This window comes from Pseudomonas sp. PDM32, from assembly GCF_019219225.1.
GTDB classification, from domain to species: domain Bacteria; phylum Pseudomonadota; class Gammaproteobacteria; order Pseudomonadales; family Pseudomonadaceae; genus Aquipseudomonas; species Aquipseudomonas laurylsulfatiphila.
This window is the reverse complement of the sequence record NZ_JAHUWE010000007.1, coordinates 120,958-139,915: the sequence shown is the minus strand read 5'-3', so window position 1 is coordinate 139,915 and position 18,958 is coordinate 120,958. Positions and strand designations below refer to the sequence as shown.

General features: G+C 59.5%; 21 protein-coding genes. 10 read left to right on the top strand and 11 right to left on the bottom strand.

What is annotated here, in order from left to right:
• Positions 1-217: 217 nt before the first annotated feature.
• The 3 genes from KW846_RS15140 (at position 218) to KW846_RS15130 (ending at position 2,647) form a co-directional block, all read left to right on the top strand.
• Complete coding sequence (locus KW846_RS15140; protein ID WP_218483143.1) at positions 218-466, top strand: hypothetical protein; 249 nt, start codon at positions 218-220, stop codon at positions 464-466.
• A gap of 294 nt (positions 467-760) precedes the next feature.
• Entirely contained in the window at positions 761-1,522 is a 762-nt protein-coding gene (locus tag KW846_RS15135; protein WP_007979699.1) for an SDR family oxidoreductase, read from the top strand.
• Between the two features lie 219 nt (positions 1,523-1,741).
• Positions 1,742-2,647, top strand: a complete 906-nt coding sequence (locus tag KW846_RS15130; RefSeq protein WP_218483141.1) for a cation transporter — start codon at positions 1,742-1,744, stop codon at positions 2,645-2,647.
• 102 nt (positions 2,648-2,749) lie between these two features.
• Here the strand turns inward: KW846_RS15130 and KW846_RS15125 are convergent, their stop codons facing one another.
• The 7 genes from KW846_RS15125 to KW846_RS15095 form a co-directional block, all read right to left on the bottom strand.
• Positions 2,750-3,883, bottom strand: coding sequence for an AGE family epimerase/isomerase (locus KW846_RS15125; RefSeq protein ID WP_116582485.1), 1,134 nt, complete (start codon positions 3,881-3,883; stop codon positions 2,750-2,752).
• A 181-nt stretch (positions 3,884-4,064) separates the two neighbouring features.
• Positions 4,065-4,637 (bottom strand): HupE/UreJ family protein, encoded by a 573-nt coding sequence (locus tag KW846_RS15120; RefSeq protein WP_218483139.1) that lies wholly within the window; start codon positions 4,635-4,637, stop codon positions 4,065-4,067.
• 26 nt (positions 4,638-4,663) lie between these two features.
• Entirely contained in the window at positions 4,664-5,278 is a 615-nt protein-coding gene (ureG, locus tag KW846_RS15115) for an urease accessory protein UreG (protein ID WP_007979691.1), read from the bottom strand.
• Positions 5,279-5,301: 23 nt separating this feature from the next.
• Positions 5,302-5,976 (bottom strand): urease accessory protein UreF, encoded by a 675-nt coding sequence (locus KW846_RS15110; protein ID WP_218476059.1) that lies wholly within the window; start codon positions 5,974-5,976, stop codon positions 5,302-5,304.
• Complete coding sequence (gene ureE / locus KW846_RS15105; RefSeq protein WP_116582482.1) at positions 5,973-6,473, bottom strand: urease accessory protein UreE; 501 nt, start codon at positions 6,471-6,473, stop codon at positions 5,973-5,975. Before ureE ends, KW846_RS15110 begins: the two co-directional genes overlap by 4 nt.
• Before the next feature lie 266 nt (positions 6,474-6,739).
• Positions 6,740-7,372 carry a TetR family transcriptional regulator gene (locus KW846_RS15100; RefSeq protein WP_007979686.1) on the bottom strand — a complete coding sequence of 211 codons (633 nt, stop codon included), beginning with the start codon at positions 7,370-7,372 and terminating at the stop codon, positions 6,740-6,742.
• Between the two features lie 171 nt (positions 7,373-7,543).
• Positions 7,544-8,098 (bottom strand): hypothetical protein, encoded by a 555-nt coding sequence (locus tag KW846_RS15095; RefSeq protein WP_218483137.1) that lies wholly within the window; start codon positions 8,096-8,098, stop codon positions 7,544-7,546.
• 387 nt (positions 8,099-8,485) lie between these two features.
• Between KW846_RS15095 and KW846_RS15090 the strand changes: the two genes are divergently transcribed.
• On the top strand, positions 8,486-10,555 hold the full coding sequence (locus KW846_RS15090; RefSeq protein WP_218483134.1) for an AsmA family protein: 2,070 nt from the start codon (positions 8,486-8,488) through the stop codon (positions 10,553-10,555).
• Between the two features lie 72 nt (positions 10,556-10,627).
• Here the strand turns inward: KW846_RS15090 and KW846_RS15085 are convergent, their stop codons facing one another.
• The 3 genes from KW846_RS15085 to KW846_RS15075 form a co-directional block, all read right to left on the bottom strand.
• Positions 10,628-11,302, bottom strand: a complete 675-nt coding sequence (locus tag KW846_RS15085) for a hypothetical protein (RefSeq protein ID WP_218483132.1) — start codon at positions 11,300-11,302, stop codon at positions 10,628-10,630.
• Between the two features lie 86 nt (positions 11,303-11,388).
• A complete protein-coding gene (locus KW846_RS15080) occupies positions 11,389-12,168 on the bottom strand; it encodes a hypothetical protein (protein WP_218483130.1) in 780 nt (259 codons plus the stop codon).
• A gap of 215 nt (positions 12,169-12,383) precedes the next feature.
• Positions 12,384-13,298, bottom strand: coding sequence for a LysR substrate-binding domain-containing protein (locus tag KW846_RS15075; protein WP_218483128.1), 915 nt, complete (start codon positions 13,296-13,298; stop codon positions 12,384-12,386).
• 110 nt (positions 13,299-13,408) lie between these two features.
• Between KW846_RS15075 and KW846_RS15070 the strand changes: the two genes are divergently transcribed.
• From KW846_RS15070 to KW846_RS15060, 3 genes are all read left to right on the top strand, one after another.
• Positions 13,409-14,047, top strand: coding sequence for an FMN-dependent NADH-azoreductase (locus tag KW846_RS15070; RefSeq protein ID WP_218483126.1), 639 nt, complete (start codon positions 13,409-13,411; stop codon positions 14,045-14,047).
• Positions 14,048-14,353, top strand: a complete 306-nt coding sequence (locus KW846_RS15065) for a multidrug efflux SMR transporter (RefSeq protein WP_095964730.1) — start codon at positions 14,048-14,050, stop codon at positions 14,351-14,353.
• Between the two features lie 106 nt (positions 14,354-14,459).
• Positions 14,460-15,350 (top strand): triacylglycerol lipase, encoded by an 891-nt coding sequence (locus KW846_RS15060; RefSeq protein ID WP_218483124.1) that lies wholly within the window; start codon positions 14,460-14,462, stop codon positions 15,348-15,350.
• A gap of 84 nt (positions 15,351-15,434) precedes the next feature.
• On the opposite strand, the gene KW846_RS15055 is transcribed toward KW846_RS15060, so the two are convergent.
• Positions 15,435-16,322, bottom strand: coding sequence for a DMT family transporter (locus KW846_RS15055; protein WP_218483122.1), 888 nt, complete (start codon positions 16,320-16,322; stop codon positions 15,435-15,437).
• A 97-nt stretch (positions 16,323-16,419) separates the two neighbouring features.
• On the opposite strand from KW846_RS15055, the gene KW846_RS15050 reads away from it, so the two are divergent.
• From KW846_RS15050 to KW846_RS15040, 3 genes are all read left to right on the top strand, one after another.
• Positions 16,420-17,214 carry a helix-turn-helix transcriptional regulator gene (locus KW846_RS15050; RefSeq protein ID WP_218483120.1) on the top strand — a complete coding sequence of 265 codons (795 nt, stop codon included), beginning with the start codon at positions 16,420-16,422 and terminating at the stop codon, positions 17,212-17,214.
• 64 nt (positions 17,215-17,278) lie between these two features.
• Positions 17,279-17,587 carry a PsiF family protein gene (locus KW846_RS15045; protein ID WP_218483118.1) on the top strand — a complete coding sequence of 103 codons (309 nt, stop codon included), beginning with the start codon at positions 17,279-17,281 and terminating at the stop codon, positions 17,585-17,587.
• Positions 17,588-17,860: 273 nt separating this feature from the next.
• Entirely contained in the window at positions 17,861-18,874 is a 1,014-nt protein-coding gene (locus KW846_RS15040; protein WP_007979667.1) for an AI-2E family transporter, read from the top strand.
• Positions 18,875-18,958: the final 84 nt, after the last annotated feature.

Here is an 18,958-nt window from a genome sequence, read left to right as displayed (position 1 = left end):
CCTGTAGGAGCGAGCTCGCGATAAACCGGAGAACGCTGTGGGGTGTCTGGTTTCCCGCGTTATCGTTCGCGACCATCGCGAGCAAGCTCGCTCCTACAGGGATCGCAGGAAATTGTGGAAAACAATATTCAAGAGCTCCCGAAGCGCGACATAAAGCCGCTGCAAATAGTTGTTTTGTCACGGTTTTGACTTGTCCCCGTTTGCTGTGGAGCCGGCTGTGAATAACGTGGGAGTAGCTGGCTGGAGGCCTTTTAAATCGTGGCCTGCAGAGGTGTGTTCAGTTTTTGATCAGGTGTTTTTGCGCAACTTGAAGAGCACTTTGTCAACCTTTTTGTTCGAGATGAAAGCGGGTGGAATCAGCGTGGACAAGCCTGTGGATAAGTCTGTGATTAAACTCTGGAAAGACCCGGCTGAAGGCCGTGGTTACTGGCTTGGCGCCATCGCTGGTTTGACCCGTCAGTCATGAAAATCCCCAGGGGCTACACGGCAGGCTATGGAGGGTCAAGCAAAAAAGTTTCAAAAAACCGTGCAAAGCCTTGTGGACAGCGGCTCGCAGCTTTTTCACTTGCCCCCAAAGACTGTGGACCGGCCTGTGGATAACGTGCGCGCACATGGCTGCAAGCCAGGCTGGCCGAGGGCTTGCGATGATTGTTCGTTTTTTGTACAGAAAGGGCGGTTGCCGCTATGGGCAAGGCCGGGCATTCTGCCTGCTGATTTACCATTCCAATGGCTGGCGATCAGCCGAAGCAAGGAGAACACGATGTCCAACACCCTGTTTATTACCGGCGCGACCTCCGGTTTTGGTGAAGCCTGTGCCCGTCGTTTTGCTGACGCAGGCTGGAAATTGGTGCTGACAGGCCGTCGTGAGGAGCGCCTCAATGCGCTGTGCGCCGAGCTGTCGAAGCAGACCGAAGTCCATGGCCTGGTGCTCGATGTGCGTGATCGCAAGGCCATGGAGGAGGCGATTGCCAATCTGCCGCCGTCCTTTGCCAAACTGCGTGGGTTGATCAACAACGCCGGGCTGGCCCTGGGCGTCGATCCGGCACCCAAGTGCGACCTGGACGATTGGGACACCATGGTCGACACCAACGTCAAAGGCCTGATGTACAGCACCCGTCTGCTGTTGCCACGCCTGATTGCCCACGGTCGTGGCGCCGGCATCGTCAACCTGGGGTCCATCGCCGGCAACTACCCGTACCCGGGCAGCCATGTGTATGGCGCGACCAAGGCGTTCGTCAAACAGTTCTCCCTGAACCTGCGCTGCGACCTGCAGGGCACAGGCGTGCGGGTCAGCAACATCGAACCGGGCCTGTGCGAGAGCGAGTTCTCGCTGGTGCGTTTTGCCGGTGACCAGGAGCGCTACAACGCCACCTACGCCGGTGCCGAGCCGATCCAGCCGCAAGACATCGCCGAGACCATTTTCTGGGTACTCAATGCGCCTGCGCATATCAACATCAACAGCCTGGAACTGATGCCGGTGAGCCAGACCTGGGCTGGGTTTGCGATCGAGCGCAAGTCTTAACTGTGGCGAGGGGGCTTGCCCCCGTTGGGCTGCGCAGCAGCCCTAAAACCATAAATATCAATGTTTCAGATGTAACTCATCCACCGGTTTGCGACTGCTCCGCAGTCGAGCGGGGGCAAGCCCCCTCGCCACAAGAGCGGTCCAAGCCGGACATCAGCTAGACTCCTCACCCAACAACCCCGCCACACCCGGCGGTCTAGAGGTATTAGAGGAGATCCAGTGAGTAATCGAGGCGAGCAGTCGCTGCTCAAACAATCGACCTTCCTGATGCTCGCCGTGACATTCGCCGGGATCATCACCGGTTTTGTGTCGGGCGCCCAATCCATCCTGTTCGATGGCTTCTTTTCGTTGGTCGCAGCTTTCATCAAGGTCCTGATGCTGATCACCGCCCGGCTGATCGCCAAGGAAAGCAACCAGCGCTTCCAGTTCGGTTCCTGGCACCTGGAACCCATGGTGCTGGTGATCGAGGGTTCCTTCATTTTCCTGGTCGCCATTTACGCCTTTCTCAACGGCGTGTTTGGCATCATCAATGGTGGCCGCGAGGTCGAGCTCGGGCTGGTAATCGTCTATGCGGCAGTGTTTACCGTCGTCGAGCTCATTTATTTTTTCTACGTCCGCCATCGCAACCGTACGCTTAACTCATCGCTAATCCAGTTCGACAACATCAGTTGGCTGGTGGATGCGATGCTGTCGGCGGGCTTGCTGGTGAGTTTCCTCATCGCGCTGCTGCTCAAGACTCAGGGTTACGACAAGTGGGCGGTGTATGTCGACCCGATGATCCTGATTCTGCTGGCCTTGGGCATGCTCCCCCCGGCGCTCAAAATCCTCGGACCGGCCTTGCGCGATGTGTTGGGGATCGTCCCGGATCAGCTGGACGAAAAGGTGCGTCAGGTGATGGAGGTGGCGAAGGTGGAGCATGGTTTCGACGATTACATTTCCTACGTGCAGAAGCACGGCAGGGCGTGTTTTATCGAGATCCACATCGTATTGCCGAAGGATTACTGGCTGGACGGCGTGGGGCAACTGGACAGTCTGCGCGAGGAAATTTCTGCGAAGCTTGGCGAGCCGGATGCCGCACGATGGCTGACCATCAGCTTTACCGGGGATCGCAAGTGGATTGAGTGACAGTTCGGTGACCTCTTTGAGGTCATTCGCGAGTAGGCTCGCTCCCACATTGAAATGCAATCTACTGTGAGAGCGAGCCTGCTCGCGAAAGCAATCAAACAGTCAGCCGAGATATACCGCCAGCCCGCGATAACAGGTCGCCAGGTGATAAGGCGTGGTCGACGGCATGTCGCGGCGGCTGACTTCACCGTGCTCATCACGACACTCAAACCAGCCTCCTGCATGCAGCGAACGCTGCTGCAACGCCTGCAATTGACGCATTACATCCGCTTCGCTGTCCGGACGCAGCGTCAGGGCGCGCAGGTATTCGGCCTGGGCCCAGATGCGCTGCGTGGCGTCCCGGACGCCGCTACCTGGCTCGAGGTCGAGCATGGCCCGCACCGCACCGGTCTGTTGATCGACGCCCAACTGCTCGGTAAAGGCGAAGGCTCTTTCCAGATCGGCATGCAGGGTTGAAGTGCGCAGCAGCGCCGAGGACTCCAGCAGGAAATACCACTCGAACTGATGCCCCGGTTCAAACCAGTTATCCACAGACCCCAGCGGCTTTTCCATCAACACGCCGTGCTGCGGATCGATGAAGCGCGCGTGCATGGCTGTGCATAACTCGATGAGTGCGTGTTGCGCGTCGAGATCTTCACGCACCGACAGGGTGGCGAGGAATGCTTCGGCCAGGTGCATCAGCGGGTTTTGCAAGGGGCCGCTGCCCAGCGATGCCCAGTCGCGGTCGAGCGTGGCTTCATACAGACCGTCGTCCGTGGCGAAACGCTGCGCGATCACTTCCAGCGAGGCGTTGAGTACCGACTCGACCAATGGCTCGCGGACCTTGTCCCAGTAATGGGCGCAGGCGAACAGGATGAACGCGTGGGTGTAGAGGTCCTTGCGCTGATCCAGCGGCGCCCCTTGTGCATCGACGCTGTAGAACCAGCCACCGTGCTCGGCATCGTGGAAGTGCCGCTGCAACGAGCGGAACAACGCGGCGGCGCGCTCTTCGGCGCCCGGCACCTGACCGATCAGGCTGGCAAAAAGATACAGCTGCCGCGCACAGGCCATGGCCCGGTAGCGTTGCGGTGGCAGCGGTTGGTGTTCGGCATCCAGCGCCTCGTAGGGCAACGCCATGTCGGCATTCCAGCCCGGACCTTGCCAGAGCGGCACGATGACGTTCAGGAAGTGCTGTTGCACCGAGGCGAACAGGGCGGTCAATTCAGGCTTGGAGGCGGAGCGGGGAACAGGTGGCATTGGCTGGCGTCGTCACGGCAGGGGCGATTGCGCGACATGTTAGCAGAGAGGCTGGCTTGAGAGAGGCTGTGTCTGTCAGGCCGCTTTCGCGAGCAGGCTCGCTCCCACAAGGGATCGTAGTACATGGGACCCATGTGGGAGCGAGCCTGCTCGCGATGGGGCCATCACAGGAGACAAAAAATCAACCCGCCAACAACCACACCCCGGTCGCCGCCGAAGCCGCGCCCGCCAGTCGAACCAGCGGTGCTGCCGCCTGCGGTAAGGTCCTCACCAGCGCATAACCTACCGCATGCAACACCGCCGTCGCGGCGACAAAACCTGCGGCATAGGTCCAGGGACTCGACATGTCCGGCAGTTCCAGCCCATGTGCGACACCATGAAACAGCGCAAACAACGCTGTCGCACCCACCGCCATTACCAGCGGTGGACGCACAGCCAGCGCCACCGCCAGCCCCAGGGCCAATACGGAAGCGGCAATCCCGCTCTCCAGTGCGGGCAGGTTCATTCCTTCAAAGCCCAGAACCCCGCCAATCAGCAGGGTCCCGACAAAGGTGCATGGCAGCGCCCAGCGCGCAGCACCTTGCTGCTGTGCGGCCCACAGGCCGACCGCGAGCATCGCCAGCAGGTGATCGAGACCGCCAAGCGGGTGGCTGATACCGGCGATCAAGCCATTGTCGCCGTGCCCAGGATGGGCGAAGGCAAGGGTTGGCGCCAGCAGCAGGGCCAGGGCGCCGAGAATGCGTTTCAGTGTCATGGAAAGCTTCCTTGTTGAAGGGGTGATCAGGCCGCGGTCAGCAAGCCCTGGCGTTCGATGAAGGCGATGATCTGTTCCAGACCCTGGCCGGTTTTCTGGTTGCTGAAGACAAATGGCTTGCCGTTACGCATGCGCTGGGTGTCGCTGTTCATCATCTCCAGCGAGGCGCCGACCAGTGGCGCCAAGTCGATCTTGTTGATCACCAGCAGGTCGGATTTGCAGATCCCCGGCCCACCCTTGCGCGGCAGCTTGTCGCCGGCCGAAACGTCGATCACGTAGATCGTCAGGTCGGACAGTTCCGGGCTGAAGGTCGCGGAGAGGTTGTCGCCACCGGATTCCACGAGAATCAGGTCCAGCCCCGGAAAACGGCGGTTGAGTTGATCCACGGCTTCAAGGTTGATCGAAGCGTCTTCGCGGATGGCGGTGTGCGGGCATCCGCCGGTTTCTACGCCGATGATGCGTTCCGGTGCCAGGGCTTCGTTGCGCACCAGGAAGTCGGCGTCTTCGCGGGTGTAGATGTCGTTGGTCACCACGGCCAGGTTATAGCGCTCGCGCAGGGCCAGGCACAGGGCCAGGGTCAGGGCGGTTTTGCCGGAGCCGACCGGGCCGCCGATGCCGACGCGCAGGGGTTGTGTGTTCATGTGATTCTCCAAAATAACAGGCCCTAGGAACGGAACAGACGACTGTACTGGCGCTCATGGGCCATACACGCCAGGGACAGGCCGAAAGCGGCGCTGCCGTAGTGGTCGGGATCGATTCGGGTGGCGCTCTGTTGAGCCTGTTGAAGCAGCGGCAACAGTTCGCTGGTCAGGCGTTGGGCGGCTTGCTGGCCCAGGGGCAAGGTCTTCATCAGCACCGCCAACTGGTTCTCCAGCCAGCTCCATAGCCACGCAGCCAAGGCGTCCTGCGGGCTGATCTGCCAGGCGCGCGCGGCCAAGGCCCAACCCAGGGCCAAATGGGGCTCGCTGCATTGTTCGAGGAAGGCGCGGGCGGGTGTGTCGAGTTCCGGCAAGCCATTGAGCAATTGCTGCAACGAGTAACCCATTTGCCGGCTTTCCTGATGCAGCTCGCGGGTTTCGCGACTGGCGCGGTGTTCCTCGCAGCGTTGCAGCAATTGGCCCCAGTTGTCCTCGCTGGCGGCCACGCAATGGGCGAGCAGCAGCGGCGCTTCGAAGCGTGCCAGGTTCAACAGCAACTGATCGCTGATCCAGCGTCGCGCACTGTCGGGGTCGTTTACCCGGCCGTTATCCACAGCCATTTCCAGCCCTTGGGAGTAGCTGTAGCCGCCAATCGGCAATTGCGGGCTGGCCAGGCGCAGCAGCGCCCAGGCCGGGTTCATGGGCGTACGCCGAACTGATGCAGTTTCGGCGCGTAGTTGAAGTCTTCATCGCCGTGGCGCGAATGATGATGGCCACCGCCGTAGGCGCCATGTTCCGGCTGGAACGGTGCTTCGATGTTCGAGGCCATGGCACCGAGTTGTTCGAGCATGGCCTTCAGCACGTAGTCGTCGAGCAGGCGCAACCAGCCGTCGCCGACTTGCAGGGCGACATGGCGGTTGCCCAGGTGATAGGCCGCGCGGGTCAGTTCGAAGGCATTGGCGCAGGTGACGTGCAGCAGTTGTTCGGGGCGGGCGCAGACGCGCACGATCCGCCCGTCTTCGGCTTGCAGGCATTCGCCGTCATGCAGCGGCGGTTGGCCACGCTCCAGAAACAACCCGACGTCTTCGCCCTCGGCACTGAAACAGCGCAAACGGCTTTTGCTGCGGGCTTCGAACGTCAGGTGCAGTTCAGCGGCCCAAACGGGTCGGGGGTCGATTCTGCGATGAATCACCAGCATCGGAAGGCTTCCAGCAATGGACGATGCTTAGGCTAGAGCAAGGGGCTTGCCAATCGACATGATGTGTAGGAAATGGCTGACGGAGGCGTAGGAGGGGGATCGATTGAGTGGGTTTTTGGTTGAAGTTGGTGCGTTGTTTTTGAGTTGCGCACCAAGTTGAAGCGATGTGTTTAATGTGGGAGCGGGCTTGCTCGCGAAGGCGGAGTGTCTGTCACATGAATGTTGAATGTGCCGGCGCTTTCGCGAGCAAGCCCGCTCCCACAGGGTTACTCAGTACTGCCGAGCCCTTGCCAGTGCTTGAGGCCGATAAAGATGAAGCGCAGTTGCTGGGTGATCTTGGCCTGGGGCGTCAGGTGCTCAGGCAAGGCCTCGGCGGGCGGATCGATGATGTCCGGCAGGGTGGCGAACACGCTTTTGACGATCAGGTCCGCCATGACGCTCAGGTCGGCGATGTCCAGGTGCTGCAGTTTCGGCATCAGTGACAAATCTGCCGCCAGGTCCGAACTGATGCCTTCACGCAGACGGCCAATGGCCTGGCGCACCGGCAGCGAACCGCCGTATTGCTCGCGGGCGAGAAACAGGAACTGCGAGCGGTTGGCGCTGACCACGTCGAGAAAAATCCGCACCGAGGCATCGATGATGCCGCCCATCACGAATTCGTTGTGCCGTACCAGGCGAATGGTTTCGCGGAAGGTCTGGCCGACTTCGCTGACCAACACCAGGCCCAGTTCATCCATGTCGGCGAAATGGCGGTAGAAACCGGTCGGTACGATGCCGGCGGTTTTCGCGACTTCACGCAGGCTCAGGCTGCCGAATCCTCGGCCGCCATCCATCAGGCGCCGGGCAGCGTCCATCAGGGCATTACGGGTCTGTTGTTTCTGTTCGGCGCGGGGCAGCATCGCAAGGGCGTTTTCTGGACAAGGACGCGGCGCACTCTAGCAAATCGGCTTTGCCGGCGTCGAACGACTGTGAGGGATCAAGCGGGGAGGTGCGGCATCTATAAAGCGCAGTGCTGAAAAGTCAAAAGCCCAATCCGGGGATTGGGCTTTTTTTCTGGGCGGCCATGGGGCTTAGCTCAGGGTGCTGTTGCGTTCGATCACACGGTCACCACCGCCTTCAGCGAGGGTTTGACCTTGTGGAGTGCGATCCGAACCGTCGGCAGCCAGGGTTTGACCTTGCGGGGTGCGATCCGAACCGTCGGCGGCCAGGGTTTGACCTTGTGGGGTGCGATCCGAACCGTCAGCAGCGAGGGTCTGGCCTTGTGGGGTGCGATCCGAACCATCAGCGGCGAGGGTCTGGCCTTGTGGGGTGCGATCCGAACCATCAGCGGCGAGGGTCTGGCCTTGTGGGGTGCGATCCGAACCATCGGCAGCCAGGGTCTGGCCTTGTGGAGTACGGTCCGAGCCATCCTGAGTGATCAGGCCTTTTTCTTTCAGGCGATCATTACCGCCTTCAGCAAGGGTTTGACCCTGAGGAGTACGGTCGGAGCCATCGGCGGCGACGGTCTGGCTGAACACCGAGTGGTCTTGTTTCACTTGTGGGGTGGCCTGGTCAGCTGCTGGCAGGGCAAAAGCAGTGCTGGCCAGCATCGAGAGTGAAAGGCTAAGCAGTAATTGGCGTTTCATGATTGTTGTGCTCCTCGGGGGTGCGAAAAAGTGGGTACGAGGGCAATGCTACTCTCGATAAGTCGATATAAAAGTTCATAAACGCAATGGTAATAATCAACGGAATTGATTGTTTGCTGGGGAGGCTCTAGGCCGGGCGTTTCCGGCGGGTTGTCTTGCACCGGTTTGGGTATTTTCGACCCATCTTTGACGTGTAGAAGTGCGGGGCCGGTAACGCTGCTCGACTGATGGGTCAGTATCTGACTGGCTGAATTCGGCGAAATCCGTCGATCGATTAAACCTGCCGGGTTTTTATCAGTCGTAGACTTCATGGCGAGCCGCTTCCGGCTCACCGTTTCACCTGTGCGCCGCAGTCGGGGCGCTCAGTCGTATCAGGAGCCCTGTGCAATGACGCGCACCCAAAAGACGTTTGTCTGGACCCTTTCCACCTTTCTTACCTTGTTGGCGTTGCTGGTGCTGATCATCGTGTTCTTCGACTGGAACCGGATCAAACTGCCGCTCAACGCCAAGGTTTCCGAAGAACTGCACCGCGCTTTTGCCATCAACGGCAATCTGTCGGTGGTCTGGCAGACCGAGCCCGATGAAAGCGGCTGGCGCGCTTGGGTGCCGTGGCCCCATGTGGTGGCCGAGGACATCAGCCTGGGTAACCCGGACTGGTCGAAGCAACCGCAGATGGCCACTCTCAAGCGTGTCGAGTTGCGCATTTCACCCCTGGCTTTGTTGGCTAAGCGGGTGGTGATCCCGCGTATTGACGTTGCCGAGCCGAATGCACAGCTGCAACGCCTGGCTGACGGGCGCGCAAACTGGACGTTCAAGTTCGACCCCAAAGACCCGAACGCCGAGCCTTCCAGTTGGGTGGTGGATATCGGGGCGATCGGCTTCGACAAGGGCCACGTCACCCTCGACGACCAGAACCTGAAGACGCAGCTCGACGTGCTGATCGATCCGTTGGGCAAGCCGATTCCGTTCAGCGATATCGTCGGCGACAAAGCGGCGAAAGCCGTGCAGGAAAAGGGCTCGTCACCCCAGGATTATGCGTTCGCCCTCAAGGTCAACGGCCAGTACCACGGCCAGAAACTCGCGGGCCAGGGCAAGATTGGCGGGCTGTTGGCGCTGCAGGACGCGGCACGCCCGTTTCCGCTTCAGGCACAGGTGAAGATCGCCGATTCCAGCGTCGAACTGGCTGGTACCCTGACCGATCCGCTGAATCTCGGCGCCCTGGACTTGCGCCTGAAACTGGCTGGCACCAGCCTGGGCAACCTCTACCCGCTGACCGGCGTGATCCTGCCGGACACGCCACCCTATGCCACCGACGGCCATCTGATCGCCAAGTTGCACGAGCCGGGTGGCGCGGTGTTCCGCTATGAAGAATTCAACGGCAAGATCGGCGAGAGTGACATCCACGGCAGTATGACCTACATGGCCAGCCAGCCACGGCCAAAACTCAGCGGCTCGCTGCTGTCCAATCAATTGCTGTTCGCTGACCTGGCGCCGCTGATCGGCGCCGATTCCAACGCCAAACAGAAGGCCCGTGGCGGTGACAGCAAACAACCGGCGGACAAAGTGCTGCCGGTCGAAGAGTTCAAGACAGATCGCTGGCGCGATATGGACGCCGATGTCGAGTTCACCGGCAAGCGCATCGTACACAGCGAAAAATTGCCATTCAACGACCTCTACACCCATCTGGTGCTCACCGATGGCGTGCTCAGCCTCGAACCGCTGCGCTTCGGCGTGGCCGGCGGCAAGCTGGATGCGCAGATTCGCCTGAACGGCCACAACGATCCCCTGGAAGGCCACGCCAAGCTTACGGCCCGGGGCTTCAAGCTCAAACAGTTGTTCCCCGGCTTTGAGCCGATGAAAACCAGTTTTGGCGAGCTCAATGGCGACGCAGATATCACCGGTCGCGGCAATTCGGTGGCCAGGCTGCTGGGCAGTGCCAACGGCAATCTGAAAATGCTGATCAACGATGGCGCCATCAGTCGCGAACTGATGGAGCTGGCGGGCCTGAACGTCGGCAACTACGTGGTGGGCAAGATCTTTGGCGACAAGGAAGTGAAGATCAACTGCGCGGCCGCCGACTTCGGTATCCAGTCCGGCCTGGCCACCACCCGGCTGTTCGTATTCGACACCGAGAACGCCATCGTCTACATCGACGGCACTGCTAACATGGCGACGGAACAACTGGACCTGACCATCACCCCGGAATCCAAGGGATGGCGCCTGATTTCATTGCGTTCGCCGCTGTATGTGCGCGGCAAGTTCATCAAACCTGATGCCGGTGTGAAAGCGGTGCCACTAATGTTGCGCGGCGCGGGGATGGTTGCACTGGGTGTGATCGCCGCCCCGGCAGCGGGGTTGCTGGCGCTGGTTGCACCAAGTGGCGGTGAGCCGAACCAGTGCGCACCGTTGCTGGAGCAGATGAAGGCCGGCAAGGCACCGAAGACGGTGAAGGACTGAAGACCTGCAGCCCTGCAGCCCGAACCTTTTGAGTGCTGGAGGGCGGCATGCCGCAGGCTTTTCAACGCGGGCTCAGATTTCTGGATCTGATTCAAAAATCTGGAACAGGTGAGTCTGAGGCTTGCTGCCAAGTTTACCGACAATCTGAGTTCTGATTTTGGCGTACTTGTCTTCGGACAAATAGGTGGTCCATAAGCTGGTCTCAATATCGCCCTGTATGACCGCTTCAGGGAGCGGTTGCCTAAGAAAGGCGATGTCTACGGAGCGAGTCGTTTCGAGGGAAATTTGAAGTGAGATGGTTTTTTTGTTTTCGCAGACGATTGTCAACAGCGTGCTCACGGTATGCGAGCCCTCTCCGTGGCTGGGCGCGATTTCTGTTTGAAATCTGTTCAGGAGTGCCTTGAGGGCAGGTGCTTCGCTGGGTAGTTGTGCAATGTTTGAAAGCGCGCTGCTCAGTTGTTGCAGTTGCTCTTTTTGTAATGTATCAGCCAGTACCGTGGATGCAATGCTGAACAGGCTGGATGAACTTTTTGGAAGGGGATGATTCTTTGAGCCATTAAGTACCCAGTAAAATTTTTCAATTGAAGTTCTGTACGATGTAAACCACTTATCTGGAGTGCTATCAGCGAGTAGTTGTCCCAGTAGGCTGGAGTAAAGAATGTCCTTTTTGAATTGATCGGAGTGTTTGCCTAAAAAAAGTGTGATATTGCCATCGACGATGTAAATCTCGGATAATAATGATTTCATGTTGGCCTCAAGCAAAAAAGTGAGGTAAGTGTGGCACTGAGACCGTCAGTATGGGGCGGTCCCAGTGCAAATCTGAAGTTTATGTGTTACTGAAAACCCGGGATATTGTCGAGGTACTGGTCAGCAGCATTGCCCAGTTTCTCAAGTACTTTGTTGCGCACTCGCGCATAGACTTGAGTGTTGAGGTAAACCGGCGTTGCCTGCGATTTTACGGCGGTGGATTTAGTTGTCGATTTCCACCAGAGAATACCGCGAGTACTTTCCCTGACATCCACACTTGTACAGCTAAGGATCATCATCGGAGAGCCTTCCCGGGTTTGCCAGACAGGGGAAATATCAAACACCGCTTGATAACCTTTTTGAGCGTTACGATTGTAGATCTGGATCAGGCCGTCCTCACCTTTCACTCCCTCCACGGCTTTACCAGCCAGTGCTGCCAAGCGAGGAGCGTTTCCCCCGACCAGAGTCTTAAGTATGTCAAAAGCGACGGCGTCCATGGTAAGGCCGGCTCTTTCAATGACTACGTCCTGAGCGTGAATCTTGTTGATCGTCCATCCAAGGTTACGCAGACCTTCGGTGTAAAAGTTGTACCACTGATGCAACTCTTTAACCATGTCGTATTTTTGCGATGCAGCGTTTTGCATCAGTAATTTGCAGTTGTCGACATCTTCACGGTTTTGCACCGATACGCCGGGTACATAGATGTTCATCATGTCCGGGCCGACGGTGCCACTTTCCTTGTTTGGATCGACTGGAAGGTCGTCGGAGACGCTTCGAATGGTCGGCAGTGTTTGAGTGTAGGCAGCACGCCGAGCAGGCAAGGCGGGCAGGCTGTCCAGAAATTCAAGTTGTTGTTCAATGTGCATGATTGCTTAGTCCTTAATATGTTTTCCAGACTTCTTGTCTGTCAGTTGAATATAAGGGGTGGGAGAGTTTAGTCCATGGTGTGGTTGTAACTTGATAAGTATCGTACGTTACTATTTCGTGTGGGGGGTTGGTCTGGTTTAAGTTAGTGATCAGTATGTTTGGTGTCTGCTAACTATTGTCGCTGTCGTTATTTGCGTCGGTAGTCGATGAACATTCATCGTATTGAATGACCGGATGCCAACGCCTCCTCACGCAACCACCCAAAAAACGCCCGTACCGGCGGATGACGTTCGCGCCCCGGCACGCACAGTGCACTGTACCCGGCGCCATCGACCTGGACGTCACCCCGATACGGCACCAGCAACCCACTGGCCACACTTTCCGATACAAGAATATTGCTCGCCAGCACCAGGCCTTGCCCGGCAATGGCTGCTTGCAGGGCGTAGTGCTCTTCGTCGTATTCGCGTACGGCGGGCGAGCTGCTCAGCCAGGTTTCGCCGGAGCGAGCGCACCAGGCCTCCCAGCCGTGGGCATAGAGTTTCGAGTTGTGCCAACGCACGCTGATCAGCGTTGGGGCACGATTCAATGCCAGCGCCACTTGTTCGGGCGAGCCGTAGACGCCGAAGGACTCATCGAACAGGCACTGGCCATACAGGTTGGGGTAGTCGTCGAGGCTGTAGCGCAGCACCAGATCGACGCTGGCGTCCTGATGCAAATCGATGACCTCGCAATGAGTGTCGAGGCGAACGCTGATGTTCGGGTGGCGCGCATAGAAGCGCCCCAAGCGCGGCACCAGCCACAGCGCGGCGAAGGCTGCGGTGGTGGAGACCGTCAAGTTCGCACCGCTGCGTTGCGGGCGCAGGGTATCGACACTTTGCGCCACTTCGAGGAACGCCCCGTGCAGGCTCTGGAACAGCCGTTCGCCGCATTCGGTCAGGCGCACCTGGCGTGGCAGGCGTTCGAACAGCGACACGCCGAGCCAGCTCTCCAGGGAACGGATCTGATGGGACACCGCCGTCGGGGTGACGGACAGTTCTTCGGCGGCGGCCTTGAAACTCAACAGGCGTGAGGCGGATTCGAAGGCGCGCAGGGCGGTCAAGGGCAGCGAGGCGAACATTGAACACTCCACAGGTGAAATGGATTCACCTTGGCTGATTTTTACTCATTTGAAGGGGCGCAGTCGCGAGCTTCAAGCTGCAAGCCACAAGCCGTTTGAGTTTAGTCCCTGAGGAGGTTCAGATGAGTAAAATTCTTGCCGTTCATGCCAGCCCCCGTGGCGATCGTTCGCACTCCCGGCGTTTGGCCGAAATGTTTCTGTCGGCCTGGCAGGCCCGTCATCCACACTCGTCACTGACCCGGCGCGAAGTAGGTCGGGCGCTGATCCCGCCGGTCAACGAGGCATTCGTGGCCGCCGCGTTTTACCCCGAGCCCGACGCTCGGCCGCTGTCGATGCAGGCCGACCTGGCGTTCAGCGACGAACTGGTCGGCGAACTGCTCGGCCATGATGTGCTGGTGATTTCCACACCGATGCACAACTTCAGCCTTCCCAGTGGCTTGAAGGCCTGGATCGATCAGATCGTGCGGGTGGGGGTGACCTTCGATCACACCCTGGACAATGGCGTGGCCCAGTACGAGCCATTGGTGCAGGGCAAAAAAGCCCTGATCATCACCAGCCGTGGCGGCTTCGGTTTTGGCCCGGGTGGCGAGCTGGAAGCCATGAACCATGCCGACACGCTACTACGCACGGTGCTCGGATTCATCGGCATCACCGATGTCACAGTGGTCGCTGCCGAGGGCGAGGAGTCTGCCGAACGCAGCTTTGAAATCTCTGCCGCCGAGGCTGAGCAGCGCTTGCTGGCGCTGGCCGGGGAGTTCTAGATGGCCTGGCTTTTTCTGCTGGTCGCCGCCGGGTTCGAGGTCACCTTCGCCATGGGCATGAAGTACGCCGAGGGCTTCACCCGGCTCTGGCCTTCGCTGATCACGGTGGTGGCCGCTGTGGGCGGGATCTACTTCCTGACCCTGGCCATGCGCGAGTTACCCGTGAGCATCGCGTACCCGATCTGGACCGCTATCGGTTCGCTGGGCACGGTGTTTCTCGGGTTCGCGCTGCTGGGGGAAAGCCTGAGCGTGATCAAGCTGGTCTCGGTCGGGCTGATCGTGGCGGGCGTGGCGGGGTTGAAGTAGGGCGGATGACATAGACTTGTCGTCGAGTTGTCATCTTCGCAGGCGTAGCTTGGCGGATGTCTTGCATTCCGCTTGTGTCACCATTCGACCACAAGGATGTCCACCCATGTCGCAAGGTTCTGCCCCGCGCTACCCGCTGGTGCTGGTCCCGGGAATGCTCGGGTTCATCCGCCTGGTGCTTTATCCGTACTGGTACGGGATCGTCGAGGCGCTGCATCGTAGTGGCGCCGTGGTGTTCGCTGTGCAGGTCTCGCCGCTTAATTCGAACGAGGTACGCGGCGAGCAATTGCTGGCGCGTATCGACGAAATCCTGCGGGAAACCGGGGCCGACAAGGTCAACCTGATCGGCCATAGCCAGGGCTCACTGACCGCCCGCTACGCCGCGGCCAAACGCCCGGACCTGGTGGCATCGGTGACCTCGGTGGCCGGGCCGAACCATGGTTCGGAGCTTGCCGATTATCTGCACAAGCATTACCCCCATGACAGCGTCCGTGGTCATCTGCTGTGTTTTTTGCTGCGGATGGTCAGCGCGCTGATGGGGTGGCTGGATACCGGTTACCGAGGGCCGAAGCTGCCGGTGGATATCCATGCGTCCCATCTCTCCCTCACCAGCGCCGGCGTGGCGCTGTTCAACCAACGTTATCCACAGGGCTTGCCTGAAACCTGGGGCGGTCACGGGCCGGAAGAGGTCAATGGCGTGCGCTATTACTCCTGGTCCGGCACTTTGCAGCCGGGCATCACCGATCGCGGGCGCAATCTGCTGGACGGTACCAACCGCAGTTGCCGGTTATTCGCCAAAACCTTCGTCCGTGAAGCCGGGCATTGCGACGGCATGGTCGGGCGCTACAGCTCGCACCTGGGCACGGTGATTGGCGATGAGTATCCGCTGGATCACTTCGATATCGTCAATCAGTCGCTGGGGCTGGTGGGCAAGGGGGCTGCGCCGGTGCGGTTGTTTGTCGAGCATGCGGCGCGACTGCAAGCGGCGGGTTTATAAGATCAAAAGATCGCAGCCTGCGGCAGCTCCTACAGGGGAACGTATTCCAAATGTCGGAGCTGCCGCAGGCTGCAATCTTTTCAATCAGGCAACACCGACCTTGCGCCCCAACACCGTCGTCCAGCGCTCGGAAACAATCACCCCGCCCAACGTCAACACACCACCCACCAGGTGGTACATCGCCAGTTGTTCATGCAGCACCACCGCTGCAATCAATGCGGTAATCAACGGCAGCAAATTGAAAAACTGCGTGGTCCGGCTCGGCCCCAAACGTACCACCGCCTGCATCCACGCCAACGGCGCGACCATCGAAGCCAGCAGGCAGGCGTAAAGCACCAGCGGAATGTTCTGCAGGGTCGGGCCGACTTTCGGTGAGGCGAGGAACAGCGGAAACAGCACCACCACGGCCACCAGCACCTGCAGATACAGGAGCACTAGCGGCGGCAGTTTCAGCTGCCATTTTTTCAACAGGGTGCTGTAGACCGCGTAGGCCAGGGTGGCGATCAGCATCATCGCGTCGCCCAGGTTGACCCCGTGTTCGAGCAATGCGCCCAGGCTGCCGGACGACACCACCACCAGGACGCCAGCGAACGACAGCACCGCACCGGCCAGGGCACCCAGAGTCAGGCGCTGGCCGAGGCTGATGATCGCCATCGCGAGCGACATCAGCGGCATCAGCGACAGGATGATGCCCATGTTGGTGGCCGAGGTCAGGCTCGCGGCGAAGTACGCCAGGCTTTGATAGACCGCCATGCCAAGAACACCGAGGACAAAGATCTTGCCCAGTTTCGGACGGATCAGCGGCCAATGGGCGAGCACCGGTTTGAGCATGAAGGGCGTGAACAGCAAACCGGCCAGCAGCCAGCGGTAGAAGCCGATCTCGGCGGGGAAGATCGCCCCGGCCGACATTTTGGTGATCACGGTATTGCCGGCCCAGATGAAAATGGCCAGCAGGGGATAAGCGTATTGCATCGGGAAAAACCAGAACGTTAATGAAGTGCAATTATCCGCTTGTCTGGATGCAAGCCTATACTTCGATCCGGACAACTCGCCCCTGATGACGGACAGCATGAGCAGTAAACACATCGACCTGCTGGATTTCAGCGAACTGCCGTCGGCGGTGTACTTCCGCTACGCCGATTTTGACGCCCACGAATACGCCGCCCCCCATCGACATCCCTGGGGGACGCTGGAATATGCAGCCCACGGCGTACTACACATGGACGTTGAGGGCAGCCGCTTCATGTCGCCTCCGCAATACGCGGTGTGGGTGCCGCCACAGATCGAGCACAGTTTCTATAGCCATCAACCGGTCAACTACCGCGCCGTGTGCCTGGCGCCCAAGGTGTGCGCCGAACTGCCGTCGCGAGCCTGTACCCTGGCCATCAGCGACATCCTCAAGGCGATCCTCAAGGATTTCGCCGCCCGGGACGTGCAAATTCCCGAGTGCGATGCGGACCAGCGTCTGGCCCAGGTATTGGTGGATCAACTGCAACAGGCCCCGGTGCACGAGTGCTACTTGCCCTACGCCAGCAGCCCCGGATTGCTGGGGATTCTGGAAGCGTTGCAGGCCGAGCCTGGGGATAACCGGCCATTGTCGGAATGGGCCGCACGCATCCATGTCAGTGAACGCACCCTGGCGCGGCAGTTCGTGCGGGAGTTGGGCATGAGTTTCGGCGAGTGGCGCCAGCGCCTGCGTTTTCTGGCAGCGATCGAAGCGCTGGACAGCCCGCGCAGCATTCAGCAAATCGCTTTCGACATGGGCTATAGCACCGGCTCGGCGTTTATCGCGATGTTCCAGCGCCAGGCCGGATGTACGCCGGAGCAGTATCGGCGCAGCCATCTGGAGAACAGGAAGGTGTAACAGGGGTTGTCTACACTCCAGTACGAGGCCGCGCCCCTCGGTGTGGCAACAAGGAGAAAACTCCATGAAGAATTTGCGTGTCCCTTTGTTGATGATCGGTTTGCTGCTCTGTTCCCAGGGCTTCGCCGCCACAGCCCAACAGGAAAAGATGACTACCTGCAACGCCGACGCCACGGCCAAGAGCCTCAAGGGCGACGAGCGCAAAGCCTTCATGAGCACCTGCCTGAAGGCTACTCCGGCGGCAAACGATGCCGGCAAGACCTTGACGCCGCAGCAGGAGAAAATGAAAACCTGCAACGCCGACGCCGCCACCAAAGCCCTCAAGGGTGATGAGCGCAAGGCGTTCATGAGTGATTGCCTGAAGAAAAAATAATTCACAGGGATCAACTCAGTCGAGTGTGGGAGCGGGCTTGCTCGCGAAGGCGGTGCCTCAAACAGCATTGAAGTTGACTGACACGACGCCTTCGCGAGCAAGCCCGCTCCCACATTTGATTGATGGCGATTTTCAGATATGTGTACGACGATCCGCGATGGGACCCGCACTCGAGCTGCCATCCCACTAAGGTCGACCCACACAATCCTAGTGCTCGCACCGGATCGCTGGCAGACTGCCAATCCTTTTTACGCCGTTCGTTTTTGAGGCTGTATGCCAACGTTTTCTCAGCGTCAAGTTTTGCTGGTCATCAGCTGGGTCATCATTTTTGGCGGGCTGCTGCTGGTCCTGCCGCTGCGGTTGCTGCCGAGCCTGCTCGCCGGGTTGCTGGTGTTCGAACTGGTCAACATGCTCACTCCGCAACTGCAACGGCTGATCGAAGGCCGGCGTGCGCGCTGGCTGGCGGTGGCCTTGCTGGGGACGCTGATTGTCAGCGTACTGTCGCTGATCTTTGCCGGTGCCTTCAGCTTCCTGTTGCACGAGGCGGAAAACCCTGGCGCTTCCCTCGACAAATTCATGGGGGTGGTCGACCGCGCACGCGGGCAACTGCCGCCGTTCATCGACGCCTATCTACCGGCCAGTGCCGCTGAGTTTCGGGTGGCGATTGGCGAGTGGGTCAGCAAGCACCTGAGCGAATTGCAACTGGTGGGCAAGGATGCGGCACACATGTTCGTGACCTTGCTGATCGGCATGGTGCTGGGCGCGATCATTGCGTTGCAGCGTGTGCCGGATCTGACCAAGCGCAAACCGCTGGCGGCGGCGCTGTTTGATCGTCTGCATCTGCTGGTTCAGGCGTTTCGCAACATCGTGTTCGCCCAGATCAAGATTTCCCTGCTCAATACCTTCTTCACCGGGATTTTCCTGGCGGTGATCCTGCCGATGTTCGGCATCAAGCTGCCGCTGACCAAAACCCTGATCGTGTTGACCTTCCTGCTCGGTCTGCTGCCGGTGATCGGCAACCTGATGTCGAACACCTTGATCACCATCGTCGGTCTGTCGCTGTCGATCTGGGTCGCCGTTGCGGCGCTGGGATACCTGATTTTTATCCACAAGCTCGAATACTTCCTCAACGCGCGTATCGTCGGCGGGCAGATCAGTGCCAAGTCGTGGGAGTTGCTGCTGGCGATGCTGGTGTTCGAGGCCGCGTTCGGCCTGCCGGGGGTGGTGGCGGGACCGATTTACTACGCGTATCTGAAGAGTGAGTTGAAGCAGGTGGGGATGGTTTGATCCGCTGAGTCTTTGTTGGCTGAGCTGGCCTCTTCGCGAGCAAGCCCGCTCCCACAAGGACAGTGCATGACCTGTGGGAGCGGG